Raw genomic sequence first — 23,400 nt, forward strand, 5'->3', positions numbered from 1 at the left:
AAATAAAAATGAAAAACATTATTTCAAAAATTATAGTAAGCAGTATGGTCGTGGGCGCAGTAGCAACTGCCAATGCTCAGAAAATTGATGCTAAGGCTAAAAAAATACTGGATGATATCACGGCGAACTATAATTCTAAGAAGAATTCTTATTTTAAATTTTCGTTCGGAACGGGAACAAATGGCCAGGTTGCCAAAACGGAACCGGGAATTTATTATGCAGCCGGAGATAAGTACAAACTGAAAATCATGGAAACGGAACAGATTTTCGACGGTAATAAAATCTACAATATCAATACGGAAGATATGGAAGTAACGGTTGCGAAACCCAACGGAAGCGGCTCGATGTTCTCCCCTATCAATTATCTTTCGACGTACAGAAATGATTATAACGTAACCTATAACGGGAAGAAAAATGTAAACGGCGTAAGCACCGATTTTATAAAACTGACACCGGTAAAATCTAACGGAATACAGCATGTTTATCTGTTTGTAGATCCGGTAAAAAAACAGATGGTAAAACTTGAACAGCACGGAAATAATAAAGATGTTGCCGTAATCGCTATTAAAGAATATAAAGAAAATCAGAATCTTGATCCGGGAATGTTTGTTTTCGACAAGAACAAATACAAAAATTACCTGATCACCGAACTTTAACAGTCAATCTGAAAAACTGAAATTGCTTTTTAACCCTTGTATTACAATGTTACAGGCAAACAGTTTTAGAGATTATAAAAATTTCATAAAATATAAAAGCTGCAAAGGAAACTTTGTGGCTTTTTCATTAATTTTGGCAGATGTTAAAAATACTAGACCGATATATCATAAAAACTTTCTTCGGACCGTTTTTCTTTATATTCAGCGTGCTGTTTTTCATATTTATTGTGAATATCATCTGGGTTCAGCTGGGACAGTTTATGGGAAAAGGGCTCAGTACCTTTCAAATTCTTAAACTTCTTTTTTATCTGGGAGTAAGCGTTATCAGCATGGTATTGCCGTTAACTATTCTTCTGGCAAGTATTATGTCCTTCGGGGAATTCGGGGAACGGTATGAGCTTGCAGCCATGAAAGCTGCAGGTATCTCGCTCACAAGAGTGATGCTTCCATTATTAGGCGTAACGGTTGTTCTTTCGGTCATGCTGTATTTTTTTTCCAATAATATTATTCCTGATTTTCAGCGGAAGGCGAAGAATATGCTCTTCAATATTGCCCAGACCAAACCCGCACTTAATTTTACACCGGGACAGTTTATCGATCAGATTCCAGGTTATATGGTGAAGTTTGATAAAATAACAGGAGAAAACGGAGAAAATATAGAAGGTGTTTTTATCCATAAAAAAGCAACAGTTTACGATAATCAGCAGTCGATTGTAGCTGAAAAAGGCAAATTTGTACCGGCTGCAAACAGAAACTATCTGAAACTGATTCTTTATAACGGGTTTGTTTATGAAGATAATTTTGCCGGAAAAGCTGAAAACGTGCGTCTCAAACAGCCGGATCAGGCCATAAAATTTGATTCACTGACTTCCCATTTCGACGTAAGTGAAATCATCAACAAAGCTATTGAAGAAGAAAAAATCACGGATGATTATCGTTTTCAGACCTTCAATCAGCTTAATAAAACGATTGATCAGACCAAAAAGGATAACAGTAAATTTTTCACAAATATAAATAATGATGTTCTGAGCCAGACCAATTCGGTGATCACCTATATGGATACCAAGCAGAACAGATCGAAGACTAAACCCAAACAGCTTTTAAAGCTTGATACCTTGAAAAATGACAAGAAGCTGGAGATCATCAACAATGCATACAGCAGGCTGGAGAACCTTAAAACCACCGCCGAATCCAAAAATAATGAAATTGATCCTATGGTGAAATATTATGGTAAAGTGGTAATTTACCAGCAGAGAATCGTTACCTATTCATTTACCTGTATTATTTTCTTCCTGATCGGTGCAAGTCTCGGGTCTATCATCAGAAAAGGAGGTATGGGGCTTCCGGTGATTATTGCCATCGTTATATTCATTATATTTTATGTGATCAATGTAGGTACAGAAAACATGGCCTGGTCCGGGAAAATAAACCCTTATCTTGCCGCATGGATTCCGAATATCGTTCTGTTTCCTTTTGGGATATGGATGACTTATAAGGCACTTACCGATTCGCAGCTGTTTGATGCGGAAAAATACAAAGCATTCTTTAAACCTGTCACGAAACTATTCGTCAAAAAAGAAGAGCATAAAAGATATCAGTAAAAAGGTCCGGAAATTTCCGGATTTTTTTATCGTTTAATAAATGATTTAGGAGAAACTGAAAGACTCATAGCATGTTTTTTGTATTACCGCGGTATCCAATCACGATAAATTATGAAAATTACACTGTTAAGTCTTAGTCTTCTTATGTTCATTTCCTGTAAAAAGGAAATAAAAGAATCGCAGAATACTCCGTCCGGAAACCAACTAACTGCAAAAGATAGCACAATATCCAAAAACGACTCCATCCATACGATTGAGGATGTAAAAAAGGAATATACCTACCTTAACAACATGCTGACGTCAAAAAAACTGGACTCTACAACATTCAATTATAATTGTGATGAGAGAGAAGGTGAGGTCACTCTTTATTATAAGGATAATAGGCTCGCAGCAGTTAAAGATTTTTACGCAGAACACAGTCACTTTTCATCCTCGACAAAATATTTCGTAAAGAATGATCAGGTGTTTTTTATTTTTAATGATGAAACGGTCTGGAACTTCGATGACGGCGGAACTCCCGACAGACCGGAAACGAAGGATGATATTACAGAAAAAAGAATTTATATTATCAATAACAAACCTGTACAATGTTTCGAAAAGAAATATGCCATACGTTCCAAAGGAAATAATAAGAACCCTGAAACCATAGCCAATAAAGAAACGAAATGTGATATTACCGAGCTTATGAAAAAATATCAGCTCATACTTAAAAATAAAGACAGAAAGGGAAATATACAGTGTTTATAGTTATAAAATCACTTCTCTTCTGACTTTTCTCATATAACTAAAAATACAGACGTTTAAAGTTGTGTATTGCTTTATGAATATATATTTTTGCATCGATTTATTCAAGCAAAAGTGAAATGTATAAGAAGATTTTTACACTGTCCATAGCGGCTTTACTACTTTTTTCATGTTCAGAATCTGAAATTATGGACACGAAGCCTATGGAAGAAATGCCAATAAAAAATGATCCTAATTTAACAGATGTAGGACTTAAAATAACAGCTGATAAATCCAGTGTCAATATTTTTGAAGGAGTTATATTCAAACTAACACAGAAAAATCAATCGATATACTTCGGAGCACTTGCAGACTATCTGGATGTTCTTGTTTTCAAGATTTCAAATACAGAAGGGGAAAAAATTATTTTTCAGAAATTTCCGAACGGAAATTCGGGAACAATAAGCTTTAATCATAATTTCTATTATCCGGGAAATTATACGGCTACTATCGAAGGTTTCAAGGACGGAAAGAAAGTATATACCGATCAGACTTCTGTAGATGTTACTGACATTAATGATTTTTTAGCGGTAAACTGGAACGGTTTTACGGCGACAAATGCTGGTGTAGGATATGTTAATGTTTTACAGAAAAACACGCTTAGTTTCAAAAACCGTTTTGAAGATCAACATCCGTATGTTATAGTAAGAAATATGTGGGAAAATATGTACAGTTATTCTGATAGCCAGATTAAGCACATGGATAAAGAGTATCTTTATAATTATCTTGTAAAATATTATTCTACTCCTACCTATTCTACAGGAACTGGAAATACAGATATTAAAAGTATTTATACTCAGAACTTCAAAAAATCGATTAAAAATGACAATCCTGTAAATATATGGATCACAACTAAAAATAAGATTGCTCTGATGGAGGAATATGATTCCAATAATTCTTCTTTATTTGTAGGTTATCACATCATTGCAGAACCAAATAATTAAAAAATACATTATTCTAAACAATAAAAGCGGCCTAAAAGCCGCTTTATTATTTGATAAAAACTGAAAATTATACTTTCATAATTTCAGCTTCTTTTGTTTTAAGATGCTCGTCACAAATTTTTACATACTTATCGGTAAGAACCTGGATATCAGCTTCAATTCCTTTAATGAGATCTTCAGATACACCATCCAATTTTTTAAGTTCTTTCAGACCGTTTTGTCTTGCATTTCTTACAACAACCTTCGTATCTTCGGTTTCAGATTTGGCCTGTTTTGCAAGCTCCCGTCTTCTTTCTTCCGTTAACGGCGGAACATTAAGAATGATATTAATTCCATTGTTGGATGGAGCAAAACCAAGATTTGAATTAATAATTGCTTTTTCAATATCATTGATCGCCTTAGCATCCCAAGGTTGAATAGAAATCGTCATTGCATCCGGAATAGAAACATTCGCAACCTGGTTGATGGGAGTCAATGCTCCGTAATATTCTACCATAACATCCTGAACCATGTTTGTGGACGCACGTCCCGCTCTGATTCTTTGAAATGCATGATCCAGGTGCTTTACAGCTGCTTCCATATCATGCTGTACAGACTCTACTATAAGATCTAATTCTTCCATTATATAATAAAAATTTGATAAGTTACACATTAATATAAATGATTAGCAATGAGTAATAAGTAGGCAATAAGTTTTTTTTAACTGTAAACCTTACTTTTAATTATTACAAATCAACTAAAGTACCAACATTTTCTCCGTCTACAATTTTTTCAAGATTTCCGTCTTTGTTCATATCAAAAACAATGATCGGCAATTTGTTTTCGTGGCTTAAAGTAAAAGCAGTCATATCCATTACTTTAAGATTTTTGGCGTAAACTTCGTCGAAAGATAATGAATTATATTTTACGGCATTTACATTTTTTTCAGGATCACTGTCGTAGATTCCGTCTACTCTTGTTCCTTTCAGGATCACATCAGCTCCGATTTCGATAGCTCTTAAAGTTGCTGCAGTATCCGTTGTAAAATAAGGGTTTCCTGTTCCCGCTCCGAAGATTACTACTCTGCCCTTTTCAAGATGTCTTACCGCTCTTCTTTTGATGAAAGGTTCCGCTACTTTGTCCATTTCTATGGCAGATTGCAGTCTGGTTTTGATGCCGGCATCTTCAAGTGCACCCTGCAGCGCCATCCCGTTGATTACCGTTGCAAGCATTCCCATATAATCCCCCTGCACTCGGTCCATCCCTTTAGCAGCTCCTGCTACACCGCGGAAAATATTTCCTCCTCCAATTACAATGGCAACTTCACAGCCTTTGTCCACTACTTTTTTGATCTCAGCCGCGTACTCCTGCAGCCTTTCATTATCAATACCGTATTGTCTGTCTCCCATTAAGGCTTCACCACTAAGTTTTAGAAGGATTCTTTTATATTTCATCTTTATTTTTAAATAAATTTATCTGTTGATTCGTCATAAATTTGACTTTGCAAATATAATCATTAATAATATTGATTTTTGATTCTATGTTAAATTTTTAAATCTTGTTTAAATAGGCTTTTCAGGAATATTCGTGAAACCTTTAAAGTTTAAAAAAAACCTTGAATATTTAATATTAAAACTGTCATTTTCAAAAAACATAAAATTTACCGGTAAATAATATGAGAAATATTTTGAAAAGTACGAAAAAGGATTATTTTTGCATTACTAATAAACTGAATTGAAGAAAATTGTCATTTTTTCATTATTTCTCTCAGGAATTGTTTCTTATGCACAAACAGGAACAAACGTTTACCCGTTTTTGAATATCCCGGTTTCTGCAAGGCAGGCTGCACTCGGCGGCGATGCAATTTCCGTAAGAGATCATGATGTTTCCTTTGCCATTGCAAACCCGTCTTTGCTCAATAGAGATTCTGATAACCAGCTTTCTGTGAATGCTGCTGCTTATCTTGCTGATTCAAAATACGGAACAATAGCCTATGCTAAAGATTTTGATAACGGCCATATGGCTACCATCAATGCACGGTATATGAGCTATGGAGATATTCCCAGAACGGATGAAAGCGGTTTCGAAAACGGAACATTCAAAGCTTCCGACGTTGCTATTGGTGCCGGATATGCCTATCAGTTTGAAGAAGACTGGACCATCGGCGGCGGATTAAATTTTATCACTTCTAAAATTGACAACTATACTTCTTCTGCGATCTCAGGAAATGCCGGAATTACATATCATAACAAAAAGAATAAAGAAACGGCTTCTTTAATATTCAGAAATTTTGGCTATCAGTTCAAATCGTTTAACGGAACAAGGGAAAATCTTCCTTTTCGTGTAGATCTGGGATATACCAGGATTTTGAAAGCCATTCCGCTGGCGATTACCATCACGGCGCACGATCTTCAGGAGTTTAATATTTCGTCGCCATATAATGTAAACGGCCAGGAAGTAAATGTAGGAAGAAAAATTGCAGACCACTTTTCTCTTGGAGCAGAACTGTTTCCGGAAAAAGGATTCAATATCAGGCTGGGATATAATGTAAAACGCGGCAATGAGCTTGCAGTAGCAGATCAGAGAAATTTCTCCGGACTTTCTGCCGGATTTGGAATTAAATTATCAAGATTCCGAATCGATTATGCCCATGTAAGATATCATAATTCTACCAATGTTAACCAGATTGGTGTTTCTGTAGATCTTGTAAGCCATGCCGGAGAATAATTAAAATAAAATCATTATTACATACATCCCCTGAATTTATTCGGGGATTTTTAATTTAAATATTTGATGGAAAGTCGGTTCTAATACTTTATACAACTTATACATATTATTATCAATAAAATCCTATAAGTTTACTTGATTTTTAATAAAAAATCTGGAAATTTGTGCCATGAAAAAACCTGTTATTGCAATCGATGGGTACTCGTCTACCGGAAAAAGTTCAATATCTAAAATTATTGCCCAAAAGCTTGGTATCATTCATCTTGACACGGGTGCGCTCTACAGAGGAGTAACCTGGTTTGCCCTGCAGAACTGCCTGAATGAAGGCGGATCAATAGATCTCGAAAAGCTTTTTACCTCTTTTAATGAAATTGAGCTGGAATTTAAAAATGACAACGGTGAACTTGTTCTTTTCCTTAATCATATTGATATTTCAAAAGCAATACGTACCAATGAAGTGTCAGAAAATGTAAGTTTTGTCGCAAAACAGAAGGAAGTAAGAGATTTTCTCCTGCAATCGCAGCGCTCATTGGCAGAAAAAGGCGGCATTATTATGGACGGACGTGACATCGGGACAGTAGTTCTGCCAAATGCGGACTATAAATTTTTTCTGACAGCAAGTATTGATGAAAGAACAAAAAGACGATATCAGGAACTGTTAAGCCTTGGAATCGAAGCAGATGAAGAACAGGTAAAAAAGAACCTTATTATACGTGATAAGATTGACAGTGAGCGCGAAATAGCTCCCCTAAAGCAGGCGGATGATGCTGTCGTTATTGATAACACAAATCTTTCTAAAAGAGAAACCATCGACAGCATACTTTCTTACATTCAAAATATTTAACACTTTTTAATACATGTTCGCCTCCTTTGGTATATTAATTGTACAAATATTAAGCAAGTAAAACTAGTATTATTAACTATTAAAAAAAACGAAAATGTCTAAGAAAAACAATACAGCGGGTATTTTGGCAGGGCTTCTTGCAGGTGCTGCAGCGGGTGTAATTTTAGGAATGCTTTATGCTCCGGAAGAAGGTAAAGAAACCAGAAAGAAAATTAAAGAAAAAGCCAATGATATTAAAGATCAGGCTAAAAACAAATACGGAGAAGTTTCTGAAAAAGTAAAAGACCAGTACGGAAGTATCTCCTCTACTTTCAAAGAAACAGCAAGTAACGTAGCTCACACAGTGAAAGACGGATACGATAAATACAAAGATCAGATTGTTTCAAAAACTGCAGATGTAGTAAAAAATGTAGAATCTGAACTGAATGATCTAAAACAATAAAATAATTTATTTTTTTAGGTAAATTATGAGAAGGAACTTTATAAACAAAAGTTCCTTTTTTTGTAACTTTAAATAAAAACAATGATTGAAACTATTAAAGAATACGCATCGAAAAGAATTGACCTGCTGAAAATTGAAGCTACAGAAAAATCTTCGCTTTCAGCCGGAGTTATTACCTATCTTGTTTTAATGTTGGTAGCCTTTGGTTTTTTCATTATCCTGTTTAACTTTGGGATCGCTTTTCTTATCGGAAGAGCGGTGGGAGGCACATCTTACGGATTTCTCATCGTGGCAGCATTTTACTTACTCATTATGATTATTCTGATGGTATGTAAAAAGAAAATCGTAAATTATGTGGCAGATAAGGTTATTAAATTTTTAAATCAGTAAACATGGGCAGAAAGTATGAGAGCTTAGAAGAATTAAGAAGAAAGAAAGAACTGTTGAAACAGGAAATCGAAGGACTTGAAGATCTTCTTACATTCAAGAATACAAAAGAAAGTTTAAGTGCATTCACCAATGGTTTGACAGATCAGTATCTGGAAGAGAAAGTAGATGAAGACGGTGACGAAAAAGTAGTACTCAAAAAAGACGTCATCGCCAAACAGATTACTTCTGAAATAAAAGGTGCACTTATCAGTAAAGATACAGCAATGGGTATTGCCGGCTCTGCATTCAAAGGAGATGCCCTCGATACTCTGATTAAACTGGGTGTTACCGCTATCGTTGGAAATTATGCCAGAAAAAGCCTTAAAAGCTCAAACTGGAAAAGAAAGATAGCCGGGGTTGCACTAATATATCTCGCTCCGATTGCCCTGAGATTCATCAGAAAGAAACTGGAAAATTACCAGAAAAATCAAAGTGTCTCCAGTATGGAACAACTTATTTGAATCTGAGTGTGGGAGCGTTTTAGTGTTTTAAGTTTCCATGCTATAATGCATCAACTAACTCTCCCACTCTCAAACTCTATCACCCATTATCGCTGAACAGCTGTCCCAAAATAATACCTGCTGCCATCGATACATTCAGGCTTTCGGTAGACTGCGACTTGCCAAATCTTGGGATCATCACACTTTTCTGTAAAAGGGTTTCCGTTTCTGCACGCATACCGTTACCTTCATTTCCAAGTATAAGATTCATCTTCTCCGGTCTTTTAAAAGAATAGATATTTTCCCCATCCATGTCGGTTCCGATGTTTATATTTTCTGTTTCAGAAAGATATTCTTCCAAATCAGTATAGGCAACATTCACCCTCGTAAAAGATCCCATACTGGCCATAATTACTTTAGGATTATAAAAATCCACCGTATCCTTACTGCAGATGATCTGTTCAATCCCGAACCAGTCAGCCAGCCGTATAATCGTTCCCATATTTCCAGGGTCCTGAATGCCATCCAGAACAAGCTGAAGATTTCCGTCATCCAGTTTCTTCTCTTCATTCAGATAGCAGACTGCTACAGAATCCTTGGGATGTTGCAGGAAACTTATTTTTTTTAGCTCATTATCAGAAATATGAGTCACCGGAACGTCTGCCCGGTCCAATTTTTGCGGATCGGTAGAAAATATTTCTTTAATTTTAAAGTTAGAATTGAAAAGTTCAGTGATCGTTTTATTGCCTTCAACCAAAAACAAATTGTATTTTTGTCTGAACTTCTTTTTATCCAAAGATTGTAAAACTTTTATTGTATGAGCTGTAAGCATTATAAGAATTCTCCTCAAAAGTATTATAAAATTATATCATTTGCAACATTTGTAGGTCTCCTTTATGCTTGTAGCACTACTAAAAAGGTTCCGGACGGAGAATACCTGTTGGCCCAGAATAATTTTGAATTTGAAGATAAAAAGGCGCCTTTCGACGGCGAACTTAAAGGCTATGTTCAGCAAAAGCCCAATAAACGGCAGTTTCTTTTCATGCCGCTCAGCTTATGGCTGTATAATGCCGCCAATCCGAAATATGATACACTCCTTAATGAGTACATGACGTATCCGAATGAATTGCGAAATCAAAAACTGAGAGATTCTCTTTTCATTAAATACAATATGAAAAGCAGCGTAGGCAAAAGTCTTTTTTTCGACAGATTGTACCACAACTGGGGTTCTGCGCCGGTAATTCTTGATCAGACCAAAACGGAAAAGAGTGCGGAATCAATAAATAAGAGACTTACCTATCGCGGATACTGGGATGCAGAAGTAAAATTTAAACATGAACTTGATTCTGCTGCAAAAAAAGCAGCGGTTACATACTTTATTACCCATAACGACCCTACTTATATCAAAGAATATTATTATAATATCACAGATCCTGCGGTAAAAAATATCTATCAGCAGAAAATAAGAGAAAGTCTTATCAGGCAGGGTCAGATATTGGATCAGACGGTTCTCGAAAAAGAAGTTACGAGAATCAACGAACTGATGAAAGATTACGGCTATTACAAATTTAATAATCTTGGAGACGAAATCTATTTTGTAGCCGATTCGATCAAAAGCAGAAAACAGGTTCCTTTAACGCTTGAAATTCATAAAGATTCTCTTGACAGACCTTACAAAGTATCTACAATCGGAAACATTGATGTAGCCATCGTAGATGAAGTGGGAGATTATCCTAAAAATACAAAAAAAGACAGCTTAAGAGGTATACGTTTTCATAAGGTTAACAATCAGTACGATTCAAGAGCAATATGGCGGGCTATCACGGTCGGGAATAAACAGGTATATGATCAGAAAAAGTTTGATCTTACAAGAAGAAATCTTTTGGCAATGAATAATTTCAGCATTCTTAAGTCGAGAGATTCTTTAAGGCATGGCGGCGGAGTTGCGCCCAACGACAGTATTGTTGATGTGATGTATGTGCTCAAACCGCTTCCGAAATATGAGCTGAAACTGGGGACGGATGTTAACTACTCGCAGTTGCTGAACCTCGGCGTTTCTCCTTCGGTAGATCTTACAACAAGAAATGTATTTGGCGGAGCAGAAAACCTGTCTACCAGTCTCTCCGGAACTTTCGGGTCGATAAGAAGTACCAAAGATATCAGCAGCAGAGTTCTGGCTTATGAAATTTCGGCTCAGGCTTCCCTTAATTTTCCAAGATTATTGCTTCCGTTCGATTATTATAAATTACTGCCAAAAAGATACAGTCCTACTTCATCCATCGTATTGGGAGCTTCGGTTCAGAACAATATCGGTCTCGGAAGAGTAAATTTTAATACCGGTTTAAATTATCTTGCAACCGTAAATGACAAGGTTTCTCACAGGCTTACTTTATTCAACACGCAATTAAGTTTAACCAAAAATAAAGATGCCTATTACGATTATTTTGTGAACGATGAAGCGATTAAAGATGAAATATTTAATGATTATTTTGCTTTCAAACCTTTAGTTGGACAGGAGTTCGCGTCGGGACAGCTTACCATCGATGAAGTTTCAAAACGCATTACGCTAGATACAGATTATACTGCAACACTCAATCAGCAGGGTGCTGACAGATTCATTGCTTTCGTAGGAACATTAATTAACAAAGACAGGCAAACTCAGGACGTTTTAATCTCTTCCTTCATTTATAATTTTGTTTATAATGAAATAGGTAAAAAAGATTATCCGAACTCTTTTTATTTTAATGGTAAAGTAGAACTTGCCGGTAATATCTTCAGTGTTTTTAATCAAAAGACAAATGAAGGCGGAATTCTTACCAGCCCGGAACGAACCATTTTCGGCGTTCCTTATGCACAGTTCGTTAAGTTTGATTTTGATGTAAGAAAATATTTTAAATTTAATGACAATACGCTAGTGCTTCGACAGTTTGTTGGTCTCGGGATTCCTTACGGAAACTCATCCAGTATGCCGGTCATCAGATCCTATTTTAATGGTGGAGCGAATGATATCAGAGCTTGGGTTCCATTCGGCGGACTTGGTCCTGCAGATTCGCAAATCGATGAGCGTGTGCGTACCTACATGACCGAAAATATGAAGCTTACAACCAATGTTGAATTCAGGGTCCCTTTTAATGAAACTTATGAAGGAGCGCTTTTTACGGATATCGGTAACATTTGGTCGCTGAAAAATTCTAATGAAGTCGCGTCTGATGAATTTAAGTTTAATAAATTCCTGAAACAGGTCGGTATCGGAAGCGGTTTCGGATTAAGGGTGAATATTGCTTATATCACATTAAGACTTGATCTTGCCTACAAAATGTATGATCCTAATAAACCGGAAGGCGACCGATGGAGGCTGAAGTATTTCCAGCCATTTAAGCCGACACTGAATATTGCCTTCGGATATCCGTTCTAATCCGGGGAAATACCTAACGCAAAATACACAACAGCAACCGTTCTGGCTAAAATCTCCCGGAACTGGTTTCTGTAATAGCTTTCAGGCTTGGTAACGTCGCGGGCGTCGAACCCTAAAGCATTCATGTTATTGTTTCTTGCAAAAAGAAGCGCCCGGAGGTTATGAAATCCCTGTGATACAATAATGACATTATCCTTTTTGTAGACATCTTTGCAGCGTAAAATACTTCGGTATGTATTAAACCCTTTCGGATCTTCAATAATGATTTCTTCCGGCACTCCTTCCTGATAGATCAGGTAATTTTTCATGGCCGCAGGTTCATCATATCCCGTACTTTTTTCACCGCTTACCAGGATCTTTTTAATTTTTCCGTGATGATAAAGCAAGGCCGCCGCATCCATTCTTTTCGTAAAATACGGATTGGATTGTCCGGATCGCATCTTCGGTGAAGTTCCCAGCACCAGAGCCACTTCTCTCGGCGGAATTTTGGAGATCTTGTTGTAAGTTCTTCCGTCTGTGAGTGCAAAAACCCAAGCATTGGCAAGGCATATCAGCAGAATCATTATTTCCGCTGATAGTATGATGAGGTTAAATATGTTTTTTATTATTCTCAACTCAGATCAAAGTTAAGCTTTATTTTCTTGCTTTTTGCAACAGACATACAGGCCAGGATATGTCCTTTTTCTTCTTCTCTTTCCGTAAGATATTCATTTTCCAGCAATTCCACTTCACCTTCCTCAAGAATACATTCGCAGCTTCCGCAAATCCCTGATTTACAGGAATACGGCACGGCAAATCTCTGAATGAGCAATTGCTGTAATATTCTCTCCTTATTATCGGGAAGTTCGGTAATATATTTTTTACCAAGCATGGTAAATTCAATATCGATATCTTCAATGACTGGAAATTCTTTTTCAACAGGATAAATATCATCATTATATTCCTCAAAAAGTTCAAAATGAATATTTTTCTTGGGAATTCCATGATGATAGCATGCATTGGCCAGTGTTTTAATCATATCCCCTTTTCCGCAGATCAGCACTTCATCTACAGCATCCCAAATGGTAGATTCTTCGTCGGTATCATCCAGATGAAGGATTTGATTAATTATCAATGCCAGTTTCCTGTCATCCAGTCTCCCGTGAAAGAAGCTGTTTGAGGTTTTTTCCTTAGAAAAGAAATAAAAAATCTGTAACCTGTCTCCGCAATTCCTTGCAAGATTGTCCAGTTGCTCACGGTATATTAAATCATCGGAAGATTTATTACCAAAGAACAGAAAAAGTCTTGTTCTGGGTTCTGTATGAAGAATATTTTTGAAATGGCTGAGAATCGGCGTGATTCCTATACCTGCCGCAAATCCGATAATTGTTCGGAATTCGCTGGGTTTGGATATAAGCGTAAATCTTCCGGCCGGCTCACTTACCAGCAGAAGATCTCCAACATTATAATTCCTGAATAATTCTGAAGCGTCTCCTTCCGGCGAATTCATCTTTATTCCCAAAGCGATTTTTTCTTCGTACGGTGCAGAAGTCATTGAATAATCTTTGATCACTTCTTGCCCGTGCGAGCTGAATTTTATACTTACAAACTGCCCTGCTTCAAACATGAAATTCTCTTTCAGATTCCCGGGAATTTCAAACTCCAGAGAAAAAGTATTTTTGGTCAGTTCTTCCTTTTTCGTTATTTTTAGCCAATGAAACTTGGTAAGTTTCCCTTTATAGATTTGTTGTTCCATACTTCAATTCAAAAATAGATAAAAAATTATGAAAAAGATAATCTTATCCTCGCTTTTCCTGATTTCAGTTTTCAGCTGTAAAAAAGAAAACACCAAAACGGAAGACGGAATGGCAGCACAGGATTCCGTATCCGTATCGGAGCCTGCCAAAACTCCTGCTGCTCTTAAAATGTACACTGCTGAGCAGACCTCCGAGTTTTTAGGCAAGAAGAATGACACTTTATATGTTACGAATTTCTTTGCTACATGGTGCGGACCTTGCGTTAAGGAAATTCCTCATTTTAAAAATAAAATTCAGGAGCTTAACGGAAAGCCTGTTAAAATCACTTTTGTAAGTGTAGACAACAAAAATGACTGGAATACAAAAGTTCCTCAGTTTGTAGACGAACAGGGAATCCGCAATAACACGGTTTTGCTTGACGGTCAGCTTTTGGGTGGCGATTTTTTTGCAGCTAATTTTAAAGAATGGGATGGCAGCGCAATTCCTTTTACTTTCATGAGAAAAGGCGATAAAACCGATGAAACCTTGGGAATGATCAGTGAAGAACAGCTTACCGGAAAGATTAATTCTTTTTTAAAATAAAACATCAGACTTTTTATGTCAGATAAATTTAAAATCCTGTGTTTGGTTTTATTTTTTGCCATTCTTTTGGCAGTGATTATAAACCTGAATACAGGATTTTTAAGTTTACATTTTAAGGATTTTTTTTCGGAATCCTCAAACAGCCAGATTGCGGAAATTCGTGTAAACCGTGTGTTAGTAATGCTTTTGGCAGGAATTTCTATTCCTACTTCCGGGTTTCTGATGCAGGAATATTTTCAGAATCCTCTTGCCGGACCCGATATCTTGGGAATAACTTCTGTGGCCAGTTTATCGGTCGCTTTTTATATTTTTTTTTCACATGATATTTTACTGCCGGAGTTTCTTCAGAATAGCTTTTTAAGCTTTGCAGCTATTGGGGGGAGCTTATTGCTGATGCTGATTTTCCTGTCCGTAACCAGAAAGTTTCAGGATAAATCTTATCTCATCATTTTTGGGTTCCTGATATCGGCCTTTTCGGGAGCCATTGTTTCCCTGTTGCAGCTCTATGCAGAAAATCAGAGTTTAAAAAACTATGTTTTGTGGTCTTTCGGGGCTAATAATATGGTTTCGAGAAATCAGATTTATGTTTTATCCATCTTAATTCTAGCTGGTTTATGGGTCTGTTTTAAAGCCATAAAACCTTTAATCGGAAATTCGTTGGGACGGTCATATGCGCAGAGCTTGGGAGTTAATCTGAACCAGCTTAAAATATTCATTATTGTTGCTTCTTCCCTGCTTTCGGCTTCTGTAACGGCTTTTTTAGGTCCGGTTTTGTTTATCGGAATTATTGTGCCTCACTTCAGCAGACTGGTCTATAATCCGGCAAAACTCTGGCAGCAATGGATTTTAAACATGTTTTTAGGAATGCTGATTATGTTGATCTTCTCAATAATCGCAGAAAAAACTCAGATACCGTTGAATGTGATAAGTTCAGTCTTTGGAATTCCTGTGATTTTGGGAATGATTTTGAAGCAGAATAAAGTATGAAAGTGACTTATCAATTGTTAAATGTTGTTTAATACCGATAATTTTATTCTTAATGTTGTTTTTTTAAATATTATACATTGTCACGTTCAAAATGATATGACTGAATAAAAATAAATCTGTGAAAATCTGCGAAATCCGCGGGAAATAAAAACAAAATGCATCTAAAAATCAAGCAAGCAAACATCGGTTACAGTAAAACCTTAATCTCAGATGCAGATACCAATCTGAATTTAGGAGAAGTCTGCCTGTTGATCGGTAATAACGGTGTAGGTAAAACAACTTTAATTAAATCCATATTACATCAGGTTCCGCTTCTTAAAGGCGAAATTCTTATTGATCATAAAAATATCAGACAACTTTCACCGAAAGAAATAGCGGAGCAGATAGCCATTGTTTTTTCAAATTCCGTTATTCCGCAAAATTATACTGTTGAAGACCTGATCTCACTGGGAAAGTATATTTATTATCCTTTTTATTTCGAGCTGAAAAAAGAAGACCGAGATGAAGTTTTGCATATTATTGAATCGCTGGATCTGATTCAGTATAAAGATACGCTGCTCAGAAACCTATCTGATGGTAATCTTCAGAAGGCCTTTATAGGAAGGGCTATTACACAAAATGCTCCTATTATCATCCTTGATGAGCCAACAACGCATCTGGACGAAAAAAACAAGATTATCATCCTTAAAACACTTCGGACACTCGCTAAGGAGCATAATAAGCTGATTCTTTTTTCTTCTCACGACTGGAGACTGGCAAAAGAATTTGCTGATAAGATCTGGTATGTAAAAGACGAATATTTATACACCGGTATGGTGGAAGATATTCTTTTACAACACGAAGAGCTCACAAGGGCTACCCTTTTTGAGATCAATCCGAATTTTGTTCCGCCACATATCATTGCACCTCAGGTCTATAAAGAAATGCTTTTTTCTTTACTTCAGAAAAATTTCAGGAAAGACCTTTCACAATTAACTTTTGAATTTAATAATACCCACTGGATTATAGCAGGTTTTAATGATGTTAAGCAATGTGAATCCTTTGAAGAAATTATTGTTTTATTGAAAACCATCTATTAACGACAGTATTTCTTTATCAATTTGATATATTATGCATGCATAGTATTATGCACCTCATATTAATTAAACCTTTTATTTTCAATCTGTTAACAAATTTTAACGTAAATAAATGCTATGCATGCATAATATTTACTATATTTGGGTAAAACCTTGATATAAAAATGATGGATAACAAGAAAGAGAAAATAGAAAACGTTGATTTAATTCTGAAACAAACCTGGCTTGCCGTTTCCAAGATGTATACCGAAATGGCTCAGGAACACGATTCTACGGCCGTTCAGGCCCTTACTCTCCTTAAAATTGATCCTAAAGAAGGAACAAGAAGTACAAATCTTGGACCTAAAATGGCTATTGAGCCCACTTCTTTAACAAGAATTATAAAACTTCTCGAAGATAATGGCTATATCTACAAAGAAAAAACCACTACAGATAAACGGGAAGTCATCATAAAGCTTACTGATAAAGGTTTACATTCCAGGAACATGTCAAAGGAAGTGGTCGTTAACTTCAATAAAAAAATTATGGAGAAAATTGCTCCGGAAAAACTTGAAACTTTCAAAGAAGTGATGACTGAGATTATGAAAATCGCCACAGATTTAAACAACAGAAAATAACTTTAAAGTATTTTATATTCTGAAGGAAGAATCAATTGTAAATATTTAAAACGGAAACTTTCAGGATTCAGAATAACGGTAACATTAAAACAATTACAAATAATAAATCAAATGAAAAGAAGAATCAAACACGTTACAGTTCTTGGTTCAGGAATTATGGGAAGCGGTATTGCGGCACATTTCGCCAACATTGGCGTAGAAGTTTCGCTGCTGGATATTGTTCCCTTTGAACTTACTGAAGCAGAACAGAAAAAAGGTTTGACCAAAGATGATAAGGCGGTAAGAAACAGGATTGCCTCAGAAAACTTTGAAAAACTTAAAAAAGCGAGTCCTGCCCTGCTCTATTCTCCGAAATTTGCCGATAGAATTAAAGTAGGAAACTTTGATGACGACTTACAAAAAATAAAAAATACAGACTGGATCATTGAAGTTGTTGTTGAAAAACTTGACATCAAAAAATCCGTTTATGAGAAAATTGAGCAGTTCAGAAAACCGGGTACATTGATCTCTTCCAATACTTCCGGGATTCCTATTCATTTCTTAACAGAAGGAAGAAGTGAGGATTTCAAACAGTATTTTGCAGGAACACATTTTTTCAACCCTGTAAGATACCTTCCTCTTTTAGAAATTATTCCGACCAATGATACGCTTCTGGAAGTGATTGACTTCTACATGAGCTACGGCGCAAAATTCTTAGGAAAAACAACCGTTTTAGCAAAGGATACACCAGCGTTTATTGCCAACAGGATCGGAGTTTTCTCAATGATGGATCTTCTTCACAATGTTCAGAAATTAGGTTTAACCGTTTCAGAAGTTGATAAATTGACAGGTCCTGTAATTGGCCGTCCGAAATCCGCCACTTTCAGAACAGCAGATGTTGTTGGTTTGGATACTTTGGTTATGGTAGCAAACGGAGTTCGCCAAAGCGGTGCTGAAGCTAATGATTTCAACAATGTTTTTGCTCTTCCGGATTATATCCAGAAAATGGTTGACAATAAGTGGCTGGGATCTAAAACTGAACAGGGCTTCTATAAAAAAGTAAAGAATGCAGAAGGCAAATCTGAAATTCACGGGTTAAATCTTGATACTTTAGAATATGAACTTCAGGGAAAATCTTCCTTCCCGACACTGGAATTAACCAAAACAATTGACAAACCAATTGACCGGTTTAAAGTATTGATCGGCGGAAAAGATAAAGCCGCAGAACTGTACAGAAAATCTTTGGGTGCATTATTCGCTTATGTTTCTCATAAAGTTCCTGAAATCTCTGATGAAGTTTACAAAATAGATGATGCCATGAGAGCCGGATTCGGATGGGAAAACGGTCCGTTTGAAATCTGGGATGCCGTTGGTGTTCAAAAAGGCGTGGAATTGGCTAAAGATGCAGATTATGAAGTTTCAGACTGGGTTAAAAATGTAGAAACATTTTATAAAGTTAATGATGAAGGACAAAGCATTTACGTTGATAAAAACTCCGGTGAATACAACAACATTCCGGGACAGGATGCTTTTATTATTTTAGATAATATCAGAAAAAATAAAACACTTTGGAGTAATTCCGGAGCTGCTATTGAAGATTTGGGCGACGGAATCATCAACTTTGAAATCCGTTCGAAAATGAACTCTTTAGGAGGCGAAGTCCTGGATGGATTAAACAGAGCGATTGATTTAGCTGAAAAAGAATATGACGGATTAGTAATCGGAAACCAGGGAACTAATTTCTCTGTAGGTGCCAATTTAGCGATGATCTTAATGATGGCTATCGAACAGGATTGGGATGATCTGAACATGGCAATCGCTTATTTCCAGAAATCAATGATGAGAGTTCGCTACTCCTCTATTCCTGTAGTCGTTGCTCCTCACGGAATGACGCTGGGCGGCGGCTGCGAAATGACCATGCACGCCGACAGAGTGGTTGCTGCAGCAGAAACCTATATCGGACTGGTTGAAACCGGAGTCGGTGTTATTCCTGGCGGCGGCGGAACAAAAGAGCTTACGTTAAGAACTTCAAGAGAATTCCACAACGATGATGTGAAGAACAACAGGCTTCGTGACGCTTTCATGAATATTGCTATGGGTAAAGTAGCTACTTCTGCTTATGAAGCTTACGATATGGGAATTCTTGAGCATGGAAAAGATATCGTGGCAGTAGATAAAAGAACTCAGATCAAGACTGCAAAAATGTTAGCAAAAAGTTTAGCAGAACATGGCTATACACAGCCTATCGAGCAGAAAGTGAAAGTTTTGGGTAAAGATGCGCTCGGAATGTTCTACGTGGGTACCGACCAGATGTTAACCGGGAATTATATCTCCGAACATGATAAGAAAATTGCCGACAAGTTAGCGTATGTTATGGTGGGAGGAAATCTTTCCGAACCAACCGTGGTTACAGAACAGTATTTATTGAATCTTGAAAGAGAAACTTTCTTACAGCTTTGCGGCGAGAGAAAAACATTAGAGAGAATTCAGTATATGTTGCAGAATGGCAAACCGTTGAGAAACTAACAGAAGCTTCGTAGAAGCGAACTGTTAATAGCAGAATAGTATAAAATTGATAAGAGCTAAAGTTTTTGAGCCCTGAAAGGGCGAAATAAAATAGCATTGGGTGAAACCCGGTGCAAATCCGAAATAATTTAAACAAATGAAAACAGCATATATAGTAAAGGGTTTCAGAACTGCCGTTGGTAAAGCACCTAAAGGGAGTTTACGATTTACAAGACCCGATGTAATGGCGGCAACCGTAATTGAAAAATTAATGGCTGAACTTCCGCAATTAGATAAAAACAGAATTGATGACCTTATCGTAGGAAATGCGATGCCCGAAGCTGAGCAAGGCTTAAATGTGGCCCGTTTGATTTCCTTAATGGGTTTAAATACAGACAAAGTTCCCGGAGTTACCGTAAACAGATACTGCGCATCGGGAAGTGAGGCAATTGCCATTGCTTCTGCAAAAATTCAGGCTGGAATGGCAGACTGCATTATTGCCGGAGGTACAGAGTCTATGTCCTACATTCCGATGGGAGGATATAAACCGGTTCCGGAAACGGATATCGCCAAAACAAACCCTGATTATTACTGGGGAATGGGTTATACCGCAGAAGAAGTAGCTAAACAATATAATATTACGAGAGAAGAACAGGACCAGTTCGCTTTTGAATCTCATATGAAAGCCTTAAAAGCCAATCAGGAAGGCAGATTTGCCAGTCAGATTGTTCCGATTCCTGTTGAATATAATTTCCTGGATGAAAATCAGAAGATCCAGTCTAAAAAATTCGATTTCTCAGTAGATGAAGGTCCGAGATCTGATACTTCTTTACAAGGTTTAGCTAAATTAAGACCGGTTTTTGCCAACGGAGGAAGCGTAACTGCCGGAAACTCATCACAGATGAGTGACGGAGCAGCTTTTGTAATGGTGATGAGCGAAGAAATGGTAAAAGAATTAGGATTGGAACCAGAAGCAAGACTTGTTGCTTATGCCGCGGCAGGATTGGAGCCAAGAATTATGGGGATGGGACCAATTTATGCCATTCCGAAGGCTTTGAAACAAGCAGGTTTGGAATTAAAAGATATTGAATTAATAGAGTTAAATGAAGCATTCGCTTCGCAGTCTGTTGCTATTAAAAAAGAATTAGGCTTAAATCCTGATATTCTTAATGTAAACGGAGGAGCAATTGCTTTGGGTCACCCTCTTGGATGTACCGGAACGAAGTTAACCGTTCAGCTTCTTGACGAAATGAGAAAACGCGGAAACAAATACGGAATGGTTTCCATGTGCGTGGGAACAGGACAGGGAGCAGCGAGTATTTTTGAATTGCTTTAAAGATAAAAAGAGAATAGACAGATAGATAATAGATTACACACAAGAAATGATGAATGATTATAAAAGACACAATTTTAAAAAGCTTAAAATTTGGCAAATGGGAATGGAGTTATCAAGGTTAACTTTGGATCTTACTGAAACTTTTCCAACTTATGAAAAATATAGTTTGAAAACCCAGATGGATCGATGTTCAATCTCTATTCCTTCTAATATAGCCGAAGGTTCAAGCAGAACAAATAAATCTTTTAGTCATTTTTTAGATATTTCTTTAGGTTCATCATTTGAATTGCAGACACAAATATTGTTAGCAAATCATAGAAAATATTTATCTGATGAAAAATGTGACTACTTTGAAGTTAAAATTGAAGAATTTCAAAGAGCAACAATGGTGTTTCAGAATATGCTTAACAAAACAGATGATAGATAATAGATTGATAGAAAATAGACAACCTATATGGTTTTTATAGGAACTAAAGTCTATACTCTGTCCATCTATTATCTAAAAGTCTCAAAAAATAAATAAAAACAAGTATTAAATGGGAAATATAGTAAAAGGTGGTGAATTCTTAATTAAAGAAATTCCTGCAAACGAAATCTTCAGTCTTGAAGAACTGAATGAAGAACAGAAAATGCTTCGCGATTCTGCGAAAGAATTTATAGACAGAGAAGTCGTTCCGCATCATGATCGTTTTGAGAAAAAAGATTATGCATTAACGGAAGAAACAATGCGTAAACTGGGAGAAATGGGAATGCTGGGAATCACTGTTCCTGAAGAATATGGCGGTCTTGGAATGGGATTCGTCAGTACAATGCTGGCTTGCGATTATGTTTCGGGAGGAAATGGCTCATTGGCAACAGCTTACGGAGCTCACACGGGAATCGGAACGCTTCCAACCCTTCTTTACGGAAGTGAGGAATTAAAAAAGAAATATCTTCCGGATCTGGCTACTGGAACAAAATTCGGAGCTTATTGTTTAACGGAACCCGATGCCGGTTCTGATGCCAACTCCGGGAAAACAAGAGCGAAATTATCTGAGGATGGAAAACATTACATCATCAATGGACAAAAAATGTGGATTTCCAATGCAGGTTTTGCAGATACATTCACTTTGTTTGCTAAAATAGATGATGATAAAAACATCACAGGATTCGTCATCAACCGTTCTGAACTTGAAAATCCTGAAAGCTTAACTTTCGGTGAGGAAGAGCATAAATTAGGAATCCGTTCGTCTTCTACCCGTCAGGTTTTTTTCAATGATATGAAAGTTCCTGTTGAAAATATGCTGGGTGAAAGAAATAACGGTTTCAAAATCGCTCTAAACGCATTGAATGTGGGCCGAATCAAGTTAGCTGCAGCAAATCTTGACGGACAAAGAAGAATCTTAAACCACTCTATTCAATATTCAAATGAAAGAAAACAATTTGGTGTTTCTATCTCAACTTTCGGAGCGATCAGAAAGAAAATTGCAGAAATGGCCACCGGAGTTTTTGTAAGTGAAGCAGGCTCTTACCGTTTGGCAAAAAATGTTGAAGATAAAATTGCAGAATTAGTTGCAGGCGGAATGGATCATCAGCAGGCTGAATTAAAAGGGGTTGAAGAATTTGCGGTAGAAGCATCAATTCTTAAAGTTTTTGTTTCAGATCTTACTCAAAATACAGCAGATGAAGGAATCCAGATATATGGAGGAATGGGATTCTCAGAAGATACTCCAATGGAATCTGCATGGAGAGATGCGAGAATCGGAAGAATTTATGAAGGAACCAACGAAATCAACAGACTTCTTGCCGTTGGAATGCTGATCAAAAGAGCAATGAAAGGAGAATTAGACTTATTGTCTCCGGCAATGGCAATAAGTAAAGAATTGATGGGTATTCCGTCGTTTGAGGTTCCTGACTACTCTGCTTTTATGAGTGAAGAAAAAGCGATCATTGCCAATCTTAAAAAAGTATTCTTAATGGTTTCGGGAGCTGCGCTTCAGAAATATATGATGGATATTGAGAAACAGCAGCATTTGTTATTGAATGCTTCTGAAATTCTTAACCAGATCTATATGGCAGAATCTACAGTGTTGAGAGCTGAAAAACATTTCTCACCGGATTCTGTAGAAGCAGCAATGGCTCAGCTGAATCTTTACAAAGCCGTTGAAAAAATCATTACCGCTGCCAAAGAAGGAATTGTTTCTTTTGCTGAAGGCGATGAGCAGAGAATGATGCTGTCCGGATTAAGAAGGTTTACAAAATATACGAATCATCCGAATGTAGTGGCATTAACAGAAAAAATTGCTGCCCATTATATTGAAAAAGGAGCTTATTAGTCTTTTA

The 23,400-nt window shown here is 36.7% G+C and carries 23 protein-coding genes; 18 read left to right on the forward strand and 5 right to left on the reverse strand.

The window, feature by feature from the left end:
* The first annotated feature begins 8 nt into the window (after positions 1-8).
* From lolA1 to ACYT6F_RS14775, 4 genes are all read left to right on the forward strand, one after another.
* Positions 9-656 (forward strand): outer membrane lipoprotein periplasmic chaperone LolA1, encoded by a 648-nt coding sequence (gene lolA1 / locus ACYT6F_RS14760; RefSeq protein WP_472598397.1) that lies wholly within the window; start codon positions 9-11, stop codon positions 654-656.
* 140 nt (positions 657-796) lie between these two features.
* A complete protein-coding gene (locus ACYT6F_RS14765) occupies positions 797-2,257 on the forward strand; it encodes an LptF/LptG family permease (protein WP_472598398.1) in 1,461 nt (486 codons plus the stop codon).
* A 111-nt stretch (positions 2,258-2,368) separates the two neighbouring features.
* Positions 2,369-3,004 (forward strand): hypothetical protein, encoded by a 636-nt coding sequence (locus tag ACYT6F_RS14770; protein WP_472598399.1) that lies wholly within the window; start codon positions 2,369-2,371, stop codon positions 3,002-3,004.
* 185 nt (positions 3,005-3,189) lie between these two features.
* A complete protein-coding gene (locus ACYT6F_RS14775) occupies positions 3,190-3,984 on the forward strand; it encodes a hypothetical protein (RefSeq protein ID WP_472598400.1) in 795 nt (264 codons plus the stop codon).
* 67 nt (positions 3,985-4,051) lie between these two features.
* On the opposite strand, the gene frr is transcribed toward ACYT6F_RS14775, so the two are convergent.
* Complete coding sequence (gene frr, locus ACYT6F_RS14780) at positions 4,052-4,606, reverse strand: ribosome recycling factor (protein ID WP_472598401.1); 555 nt, start codon at positions 4,604-4,606, stop codon at positions 4,052-4,054.
* 103 nt (positions 4,607-4,709) lie between these two features.
* Positions 4,710-5,417, reverse strand: coding sequence for a UMP kinase (gene pyrH, locus ACYT6F_RS14785; protein WP_472598402.1), 708 nt, complete (start codon positions 5,415-5,417; stop codon positions 4,710-4,712).
* Positions 5,418-5,697: 280 nt separating this feature from the next.
* Between pyrH and porQ the strand changes: the two genes are divergently transcribed.
* The 5 genes from porQ (at position 5,698) to ACYT6F_RS14810 (ending at position 8,866) form a co-directional block, all read left to right on the forward strand.
* The gene (gene porQ, locus ACYT6F_RS14790; RefSeq protein WP_472598403.1) at positions 5,698-6,690 is read left to right on the forward strand and encodes a type IX secretion system protein PorQ; all 993 of its coding nucleotides are present in this window, start codon (positions 5,698-5,700) and stop codon (positions 6,688-6,690) included.
* 169 nt (positions 6,691-6,859) lie between these two features.
* Positions 6,860-7,534 carry a (d)CMP kinase gene (gene cmk, locus ACYT6F_RS14795; RefSeq protein ID WP_472598404.1) on the forward strand — a complete coding sequence of 225 codons (675 nt, stop codon included), beginning with the start codon at positions 6,860-6,862 and terminating at the stop codon, positions 7,532-7,534.
* Between the two features lie 94 nt (positions 7,535-7,628).
* The gene (locus ACYT6F_RS14800) at positions 7,629-7,976 is read left to right on the forward strand and encodes a YtxH domain-containing protein (RefSeq protein WP_472598405.1); all 348 of its coding nucleotides are present in this window, start codon (positions 7,629-7,631) and stop codon (positions 7,974-7,976) included.
* A gap of 81 nt (positions 7,977-8,057) precedes the next feature.
* On the forward strand, positions 8,058-8,366 hold the full coding sequence (locus ACYT6F_RS14805) for a phage holin family protein (RefSeq protein WP_472598406.1): 309 nt from the start codon (positions 8,058-8,060) through the stop codon (positions 8,364-8,366).
* Between the two features lie 2 nt (positions 8,367-8,368).
* Positions 8,369-8,866, forward strand: coding sequence for a phosphoribosyl-ATP pyrophosphatase (locus ACYT6F_RS14810; RefSeq protein WP_472598407.1), 498 nt, complete (start codon positions 8,369-8,371; stop codon positions 8,864-8,866).
* Between the two features lie 79 nt (positions 8,867-8,945).
* On the opposite strand, the gene ACYT6F_RS14815 is transcribed toward ACYT6F_RS14810, so the two are convergent.
* The gene (locus tag ACYT6F_RS14815; RefSeq protein ID WP_472598408.1) at positions 8,946-9,677 is read right to left on the reverse strand and encodes a TrmH family RNA methyltransferase; all 732 of its coding nucleotides are present in this window, start codon (positions 9,675-9,677) and stop codon (positions 8,946-8,948) included.
* Between ACYT6F_RS14815 and tamL the strand changes: the two genes are divergently transcribed.
* Positions 9,663-12,260 carry a translocation and assembly module lipoprotein TamL gene (tamL, locus tag ACYT6F_RS14820; RefSeq protein ID WP_472598409.1) on the forward strand — a complete coding sequence of 866 codons (2,598 nt, stop codon included), beginning with the start codon at positions 9,663-9,665 and terminating at the stop codon, positions 12,258-12,260. The genes ACYT6F_RS14815 and tamL overlap by 15 nt on opposite strands.
* On the opposite strand, the gene ACYT6F_RS14825 is transcribed toward tamL, so the two are convergent.
* A complete protein-coding gene (locus tag ACYT6F_RS14825; protein WP_472598410.1) occupies positions 12,257-12,874 on the reverse strand; it encodes a SanA/YdcF family protein in 618 nt (205 codons plus the stop codon). The genes tamL and ACYT6F_RS14825 overlap by 4 nt on opposite strands.
* On the reverse strand, positions 12,871-13,995 hold the full coding sequence (locus ACYT6F_RS14830) for an iron-sulfur cluster-binding domain-containing protein (protein WP_472598411.1): 1,125 nt from the start codon (positions 13,993-13,995) through the stop codon (positions 12,871-12,873). The genes ACYT6F_RS14825 and ACYT6F_RS14830 overlap by 4 nt, the downstream gene beginning before the upstream one ends.
* A gap of 28 nt (positions 13,996-14,023) precedes the next feature.
* Here ACYT6F_RS14830 and ACYT6F_RS14835 point away from each other — a divergent pair, with 28 nt between their 5' ends.
* The 8 genes from ACYT6F_RS14835 to ACYT6F_RS14870 all read left to right on the forward strand — a co-directional run bounded on the left by ACYT6F_RS14835 (position 14,024) and on the right by ACYT6F_RS14870 (position 23,393).
* Positions 14,024-14,578, forward strand: a complete 555-nt coding sequence (locus tag ACYT6F_RS14835) for a TlpA family protein disulfide reductase (RefSeq protein WP_472598412.1) — start codon at positions 14,024-14,026, stop codon at positions 14,576-14,578.
* A 15-nt stretch (positions 14,579-14,593) separates the two neighbouring features.
* Positions 14,594-15,565, forward strand: coding sequence for an iron chelate uptake ABC transporter family permease subunit (locus tag ACYT6F_RS14840; RefSeq protein WP_472598413.1), 972 nt, complete (start codon positions 14,594-14,596; stop codon positions 15,563-15,565).
* A gap of 155 nt (positions 15,566-15,720) precedes the next feature.
* Positions 15,721-16,644 carry an ABC transporter ATP-binding protein gene (locus tag ACYT6F_RS14845; RefSeq protein WP_472598414.1) on the forward strand — a complete coding sequence of 308 codons (924 nt, stop codon included), beginning with the start codon at positions 15,721-15,723 and terminating at the stop codon, positions 16,642-16,644.
* A 164-nt stretch (positions 16,645-16,808) separates the two neighbouring features.
* Entirely contained in the window at positions 16,809-17,258 is a 450-nt protein-coding gene (locus tag ACYT6F_RS14850; RefSeq protein WP_169231145.1) for a MarR family winged helix-turn-helix transcriptional regulator, read from the forward strand.
* 111 nt (positions 17,259-17,369) lie between these two features.
* Complete coding sequence (locus ACYT6F_RS14855) at positions 17,370-19,763, forward strand: 3-hydroxyacyl-CoA dehydrogenase/enoyl-CoA hydratase family protein (protein ID WP_472598415.1); 2,394 nt, start codon at positions 17,370-17,372, stop codon at positions 19,761-19,763.
* Positions 19,764-19,899: 136 nt separating this feature from the next.
* Positions 19,900-21,078 carry a thiolase family protein gene (locus ACYT6F_RS14860; protein ID WP_472598416.1) on the forward strand — a complete coding sequence of 393 codons (1,179 nt, stop codon included), beginning with the start codon at positions 19,900-19,902 and terminating at the stop codon, positions 21,076-21,078.
* Positions 21,079-21,127: 49 nt separating this feature from the next.
* A complete protein-coding gene (locus ACYT6F_RS14865; RefSeq protein WP_472601128.1) occupies positions 21,128-21,505 on the forward strand; it encodes a four helix bundle protein in 378 nt (125 codons plus the stop codon).
* A 109-nt stretch (positions 21,506-21,614) separates the two neighbouring features.
* The gene (locus ACYT6F_RS14870; RefSeq protein ID WP_472598417.1) at positions 21,615-23,393 is read left to right on the forward strand and encodes an acyl-CoA dehydrogenase family protein; all 1,779 of its coding nucleotides are present in this window, start codon (positions 21,615-21,617) and stop codon (positions 23,391-23,393) included.
* The last annotated feature ends 7 nt before the right edge of the window (positions 23,394-23,400 follow it).

Source organism: Chryseobacterium sp. NG-CE01 (assembly GCF_055695505.1).

Coding starts and splice junctions, on each gene's coding strand:
- lolA1 (WP_472598397.1), top strand. CDS start 9: ATGAAAAACATTATTTCAAAAATTATAGTAAGCAGTATGGTCGTGGGC.
- ACYT6F_RS14765 (WP_472598398.1), top strand. CDS start 797: ATGTTAAAAATACTAGACCGATATATCATAAAAACTTTCTTCGGACCG.
- ACYT6F_RS14770 (WP_472598399.1), top strand. CDS start 2,369: ATGAAAATTACACTGTTAAGTCTTAGTCTTCTTATGTTCATTTCCTGT.
- ACYT6F_RS14775 (WP_472598400.1), top strand. CDS start 3,190: ATGGACACGAAGCCTATGGAAGAAATGCCAATAAAAAATGATCCTAAT.
- frr (WP_472598401.1), bottom strand. CDS start 4,606: ATGGAAGAATTAGATCTTATAGTAGAGTCTGTACAGCATGATATGGAA.
- pyrH (WP_472598402.1), bottom strand. CDS start 5,417: ATGAAATATAAAAGAATCCTTCTAAAACTTAGTGGTGAAGCCTTAATG.
- cmk (WP_472598404.1), top strand. CDS start 6,860: ATGAAAAAACCTGTTATTGCAATCGATGGGTACTCGTCTACCGGAAAA.
- ACYT6F_RS14800 (WP_472598405.1), top strand. CDS start 7,629: ATGTCTAAGAAAAACAATACAGCGGGTATTTTGGCAGGGCTTCTTGCA.
- ACYT6F_RS14805 (WP_472598406.1), top strand. CDS start 8,058: ATGATTGAAACTATTAAAGAATACGCATCGAAAAGAATTGACCTGCTG.
- ACYT6F_RS14810 (WP_472598407.1), top strand. CDS start 8,369: ATGGGCAGAAAGTATGAGAGCTTAGAAGAATTAAGAAGAAAGAAAGAA.
- tamL (WP_472598409.1), top strand. CDS start 9,663: ATGAGCTGTAAGCATTATAAGAATTCTCCTCAAAAGTATTATAAAATT.
- ACYT6F_RS14815 (WP_472598408.1), bottom strand. CDS start 9,677: ATGCTTACAGCTCATACAATAAAAGTTTTACAATCTTTGGATAAAAAG.
- ACYT6F_RS14830 (WP_472598411.1), bottom strand. CDS start 13,995: ATGGAACAACAAATCTATAAAGGGAAACTTACCAAGTTTCATTGGCTA.
- ACYT6F_RS14835 (WP_472598412.1), top strand. CDS start 14,024: ATGAAAAAGATAATCTTATCCTCGCTTTTCCTGATTTCAGTTTTCAGC.
- ACYT6F_RS14840 (WP_472598413.1), top strand. CDS start 14,594: ATGTCAGATAAATTTAAAATCCTGTGTTTGGTTTTATTTTTTGCCATT.
- ACYT6F_RS14845 (WP_472598414.1), top strand. CDS start 15,721: ATGCATCTAAAAATCAAGCAAGCAAACATCGGTTACAGTAAAACCTTA.
- ACYT6F_RS14850 (WP_169231145.1), top strand. CDS start 16,809: ATGGATAACAAGAAAGAGAAAATAGAAAACGTTGATTTAATTCTGAAA.
- ACYT6F_RS14855 (WP_472598415.1), top strand. CDS start 17,370: ATGAAAAGAAGAATCAAACACGTTACAGTTCTTGGTTCAGGAATTATG.
- ACYT6F_RS14860 (WP_472598416.1), top strand. CDS start 19,900: ATGAAAACAGCATATATAGTAAAGGGTTTCAGAACTGCCGTTGGTAAA.
- ACYT6F_RS14865 (WP_472601128.1), top strand. CDS start 21,128: ATGAATGATTATAAAAGACACAATTTTAAAAAGCTTAAAATTTGGCAA.
- ACYT6F_RS14870 (WP_472598417.1), top strand. CDS start 21,615: ATGGGAAATATAGTAAAAGGTGGTGAATTCTTAATTAAAGAAATTCCT.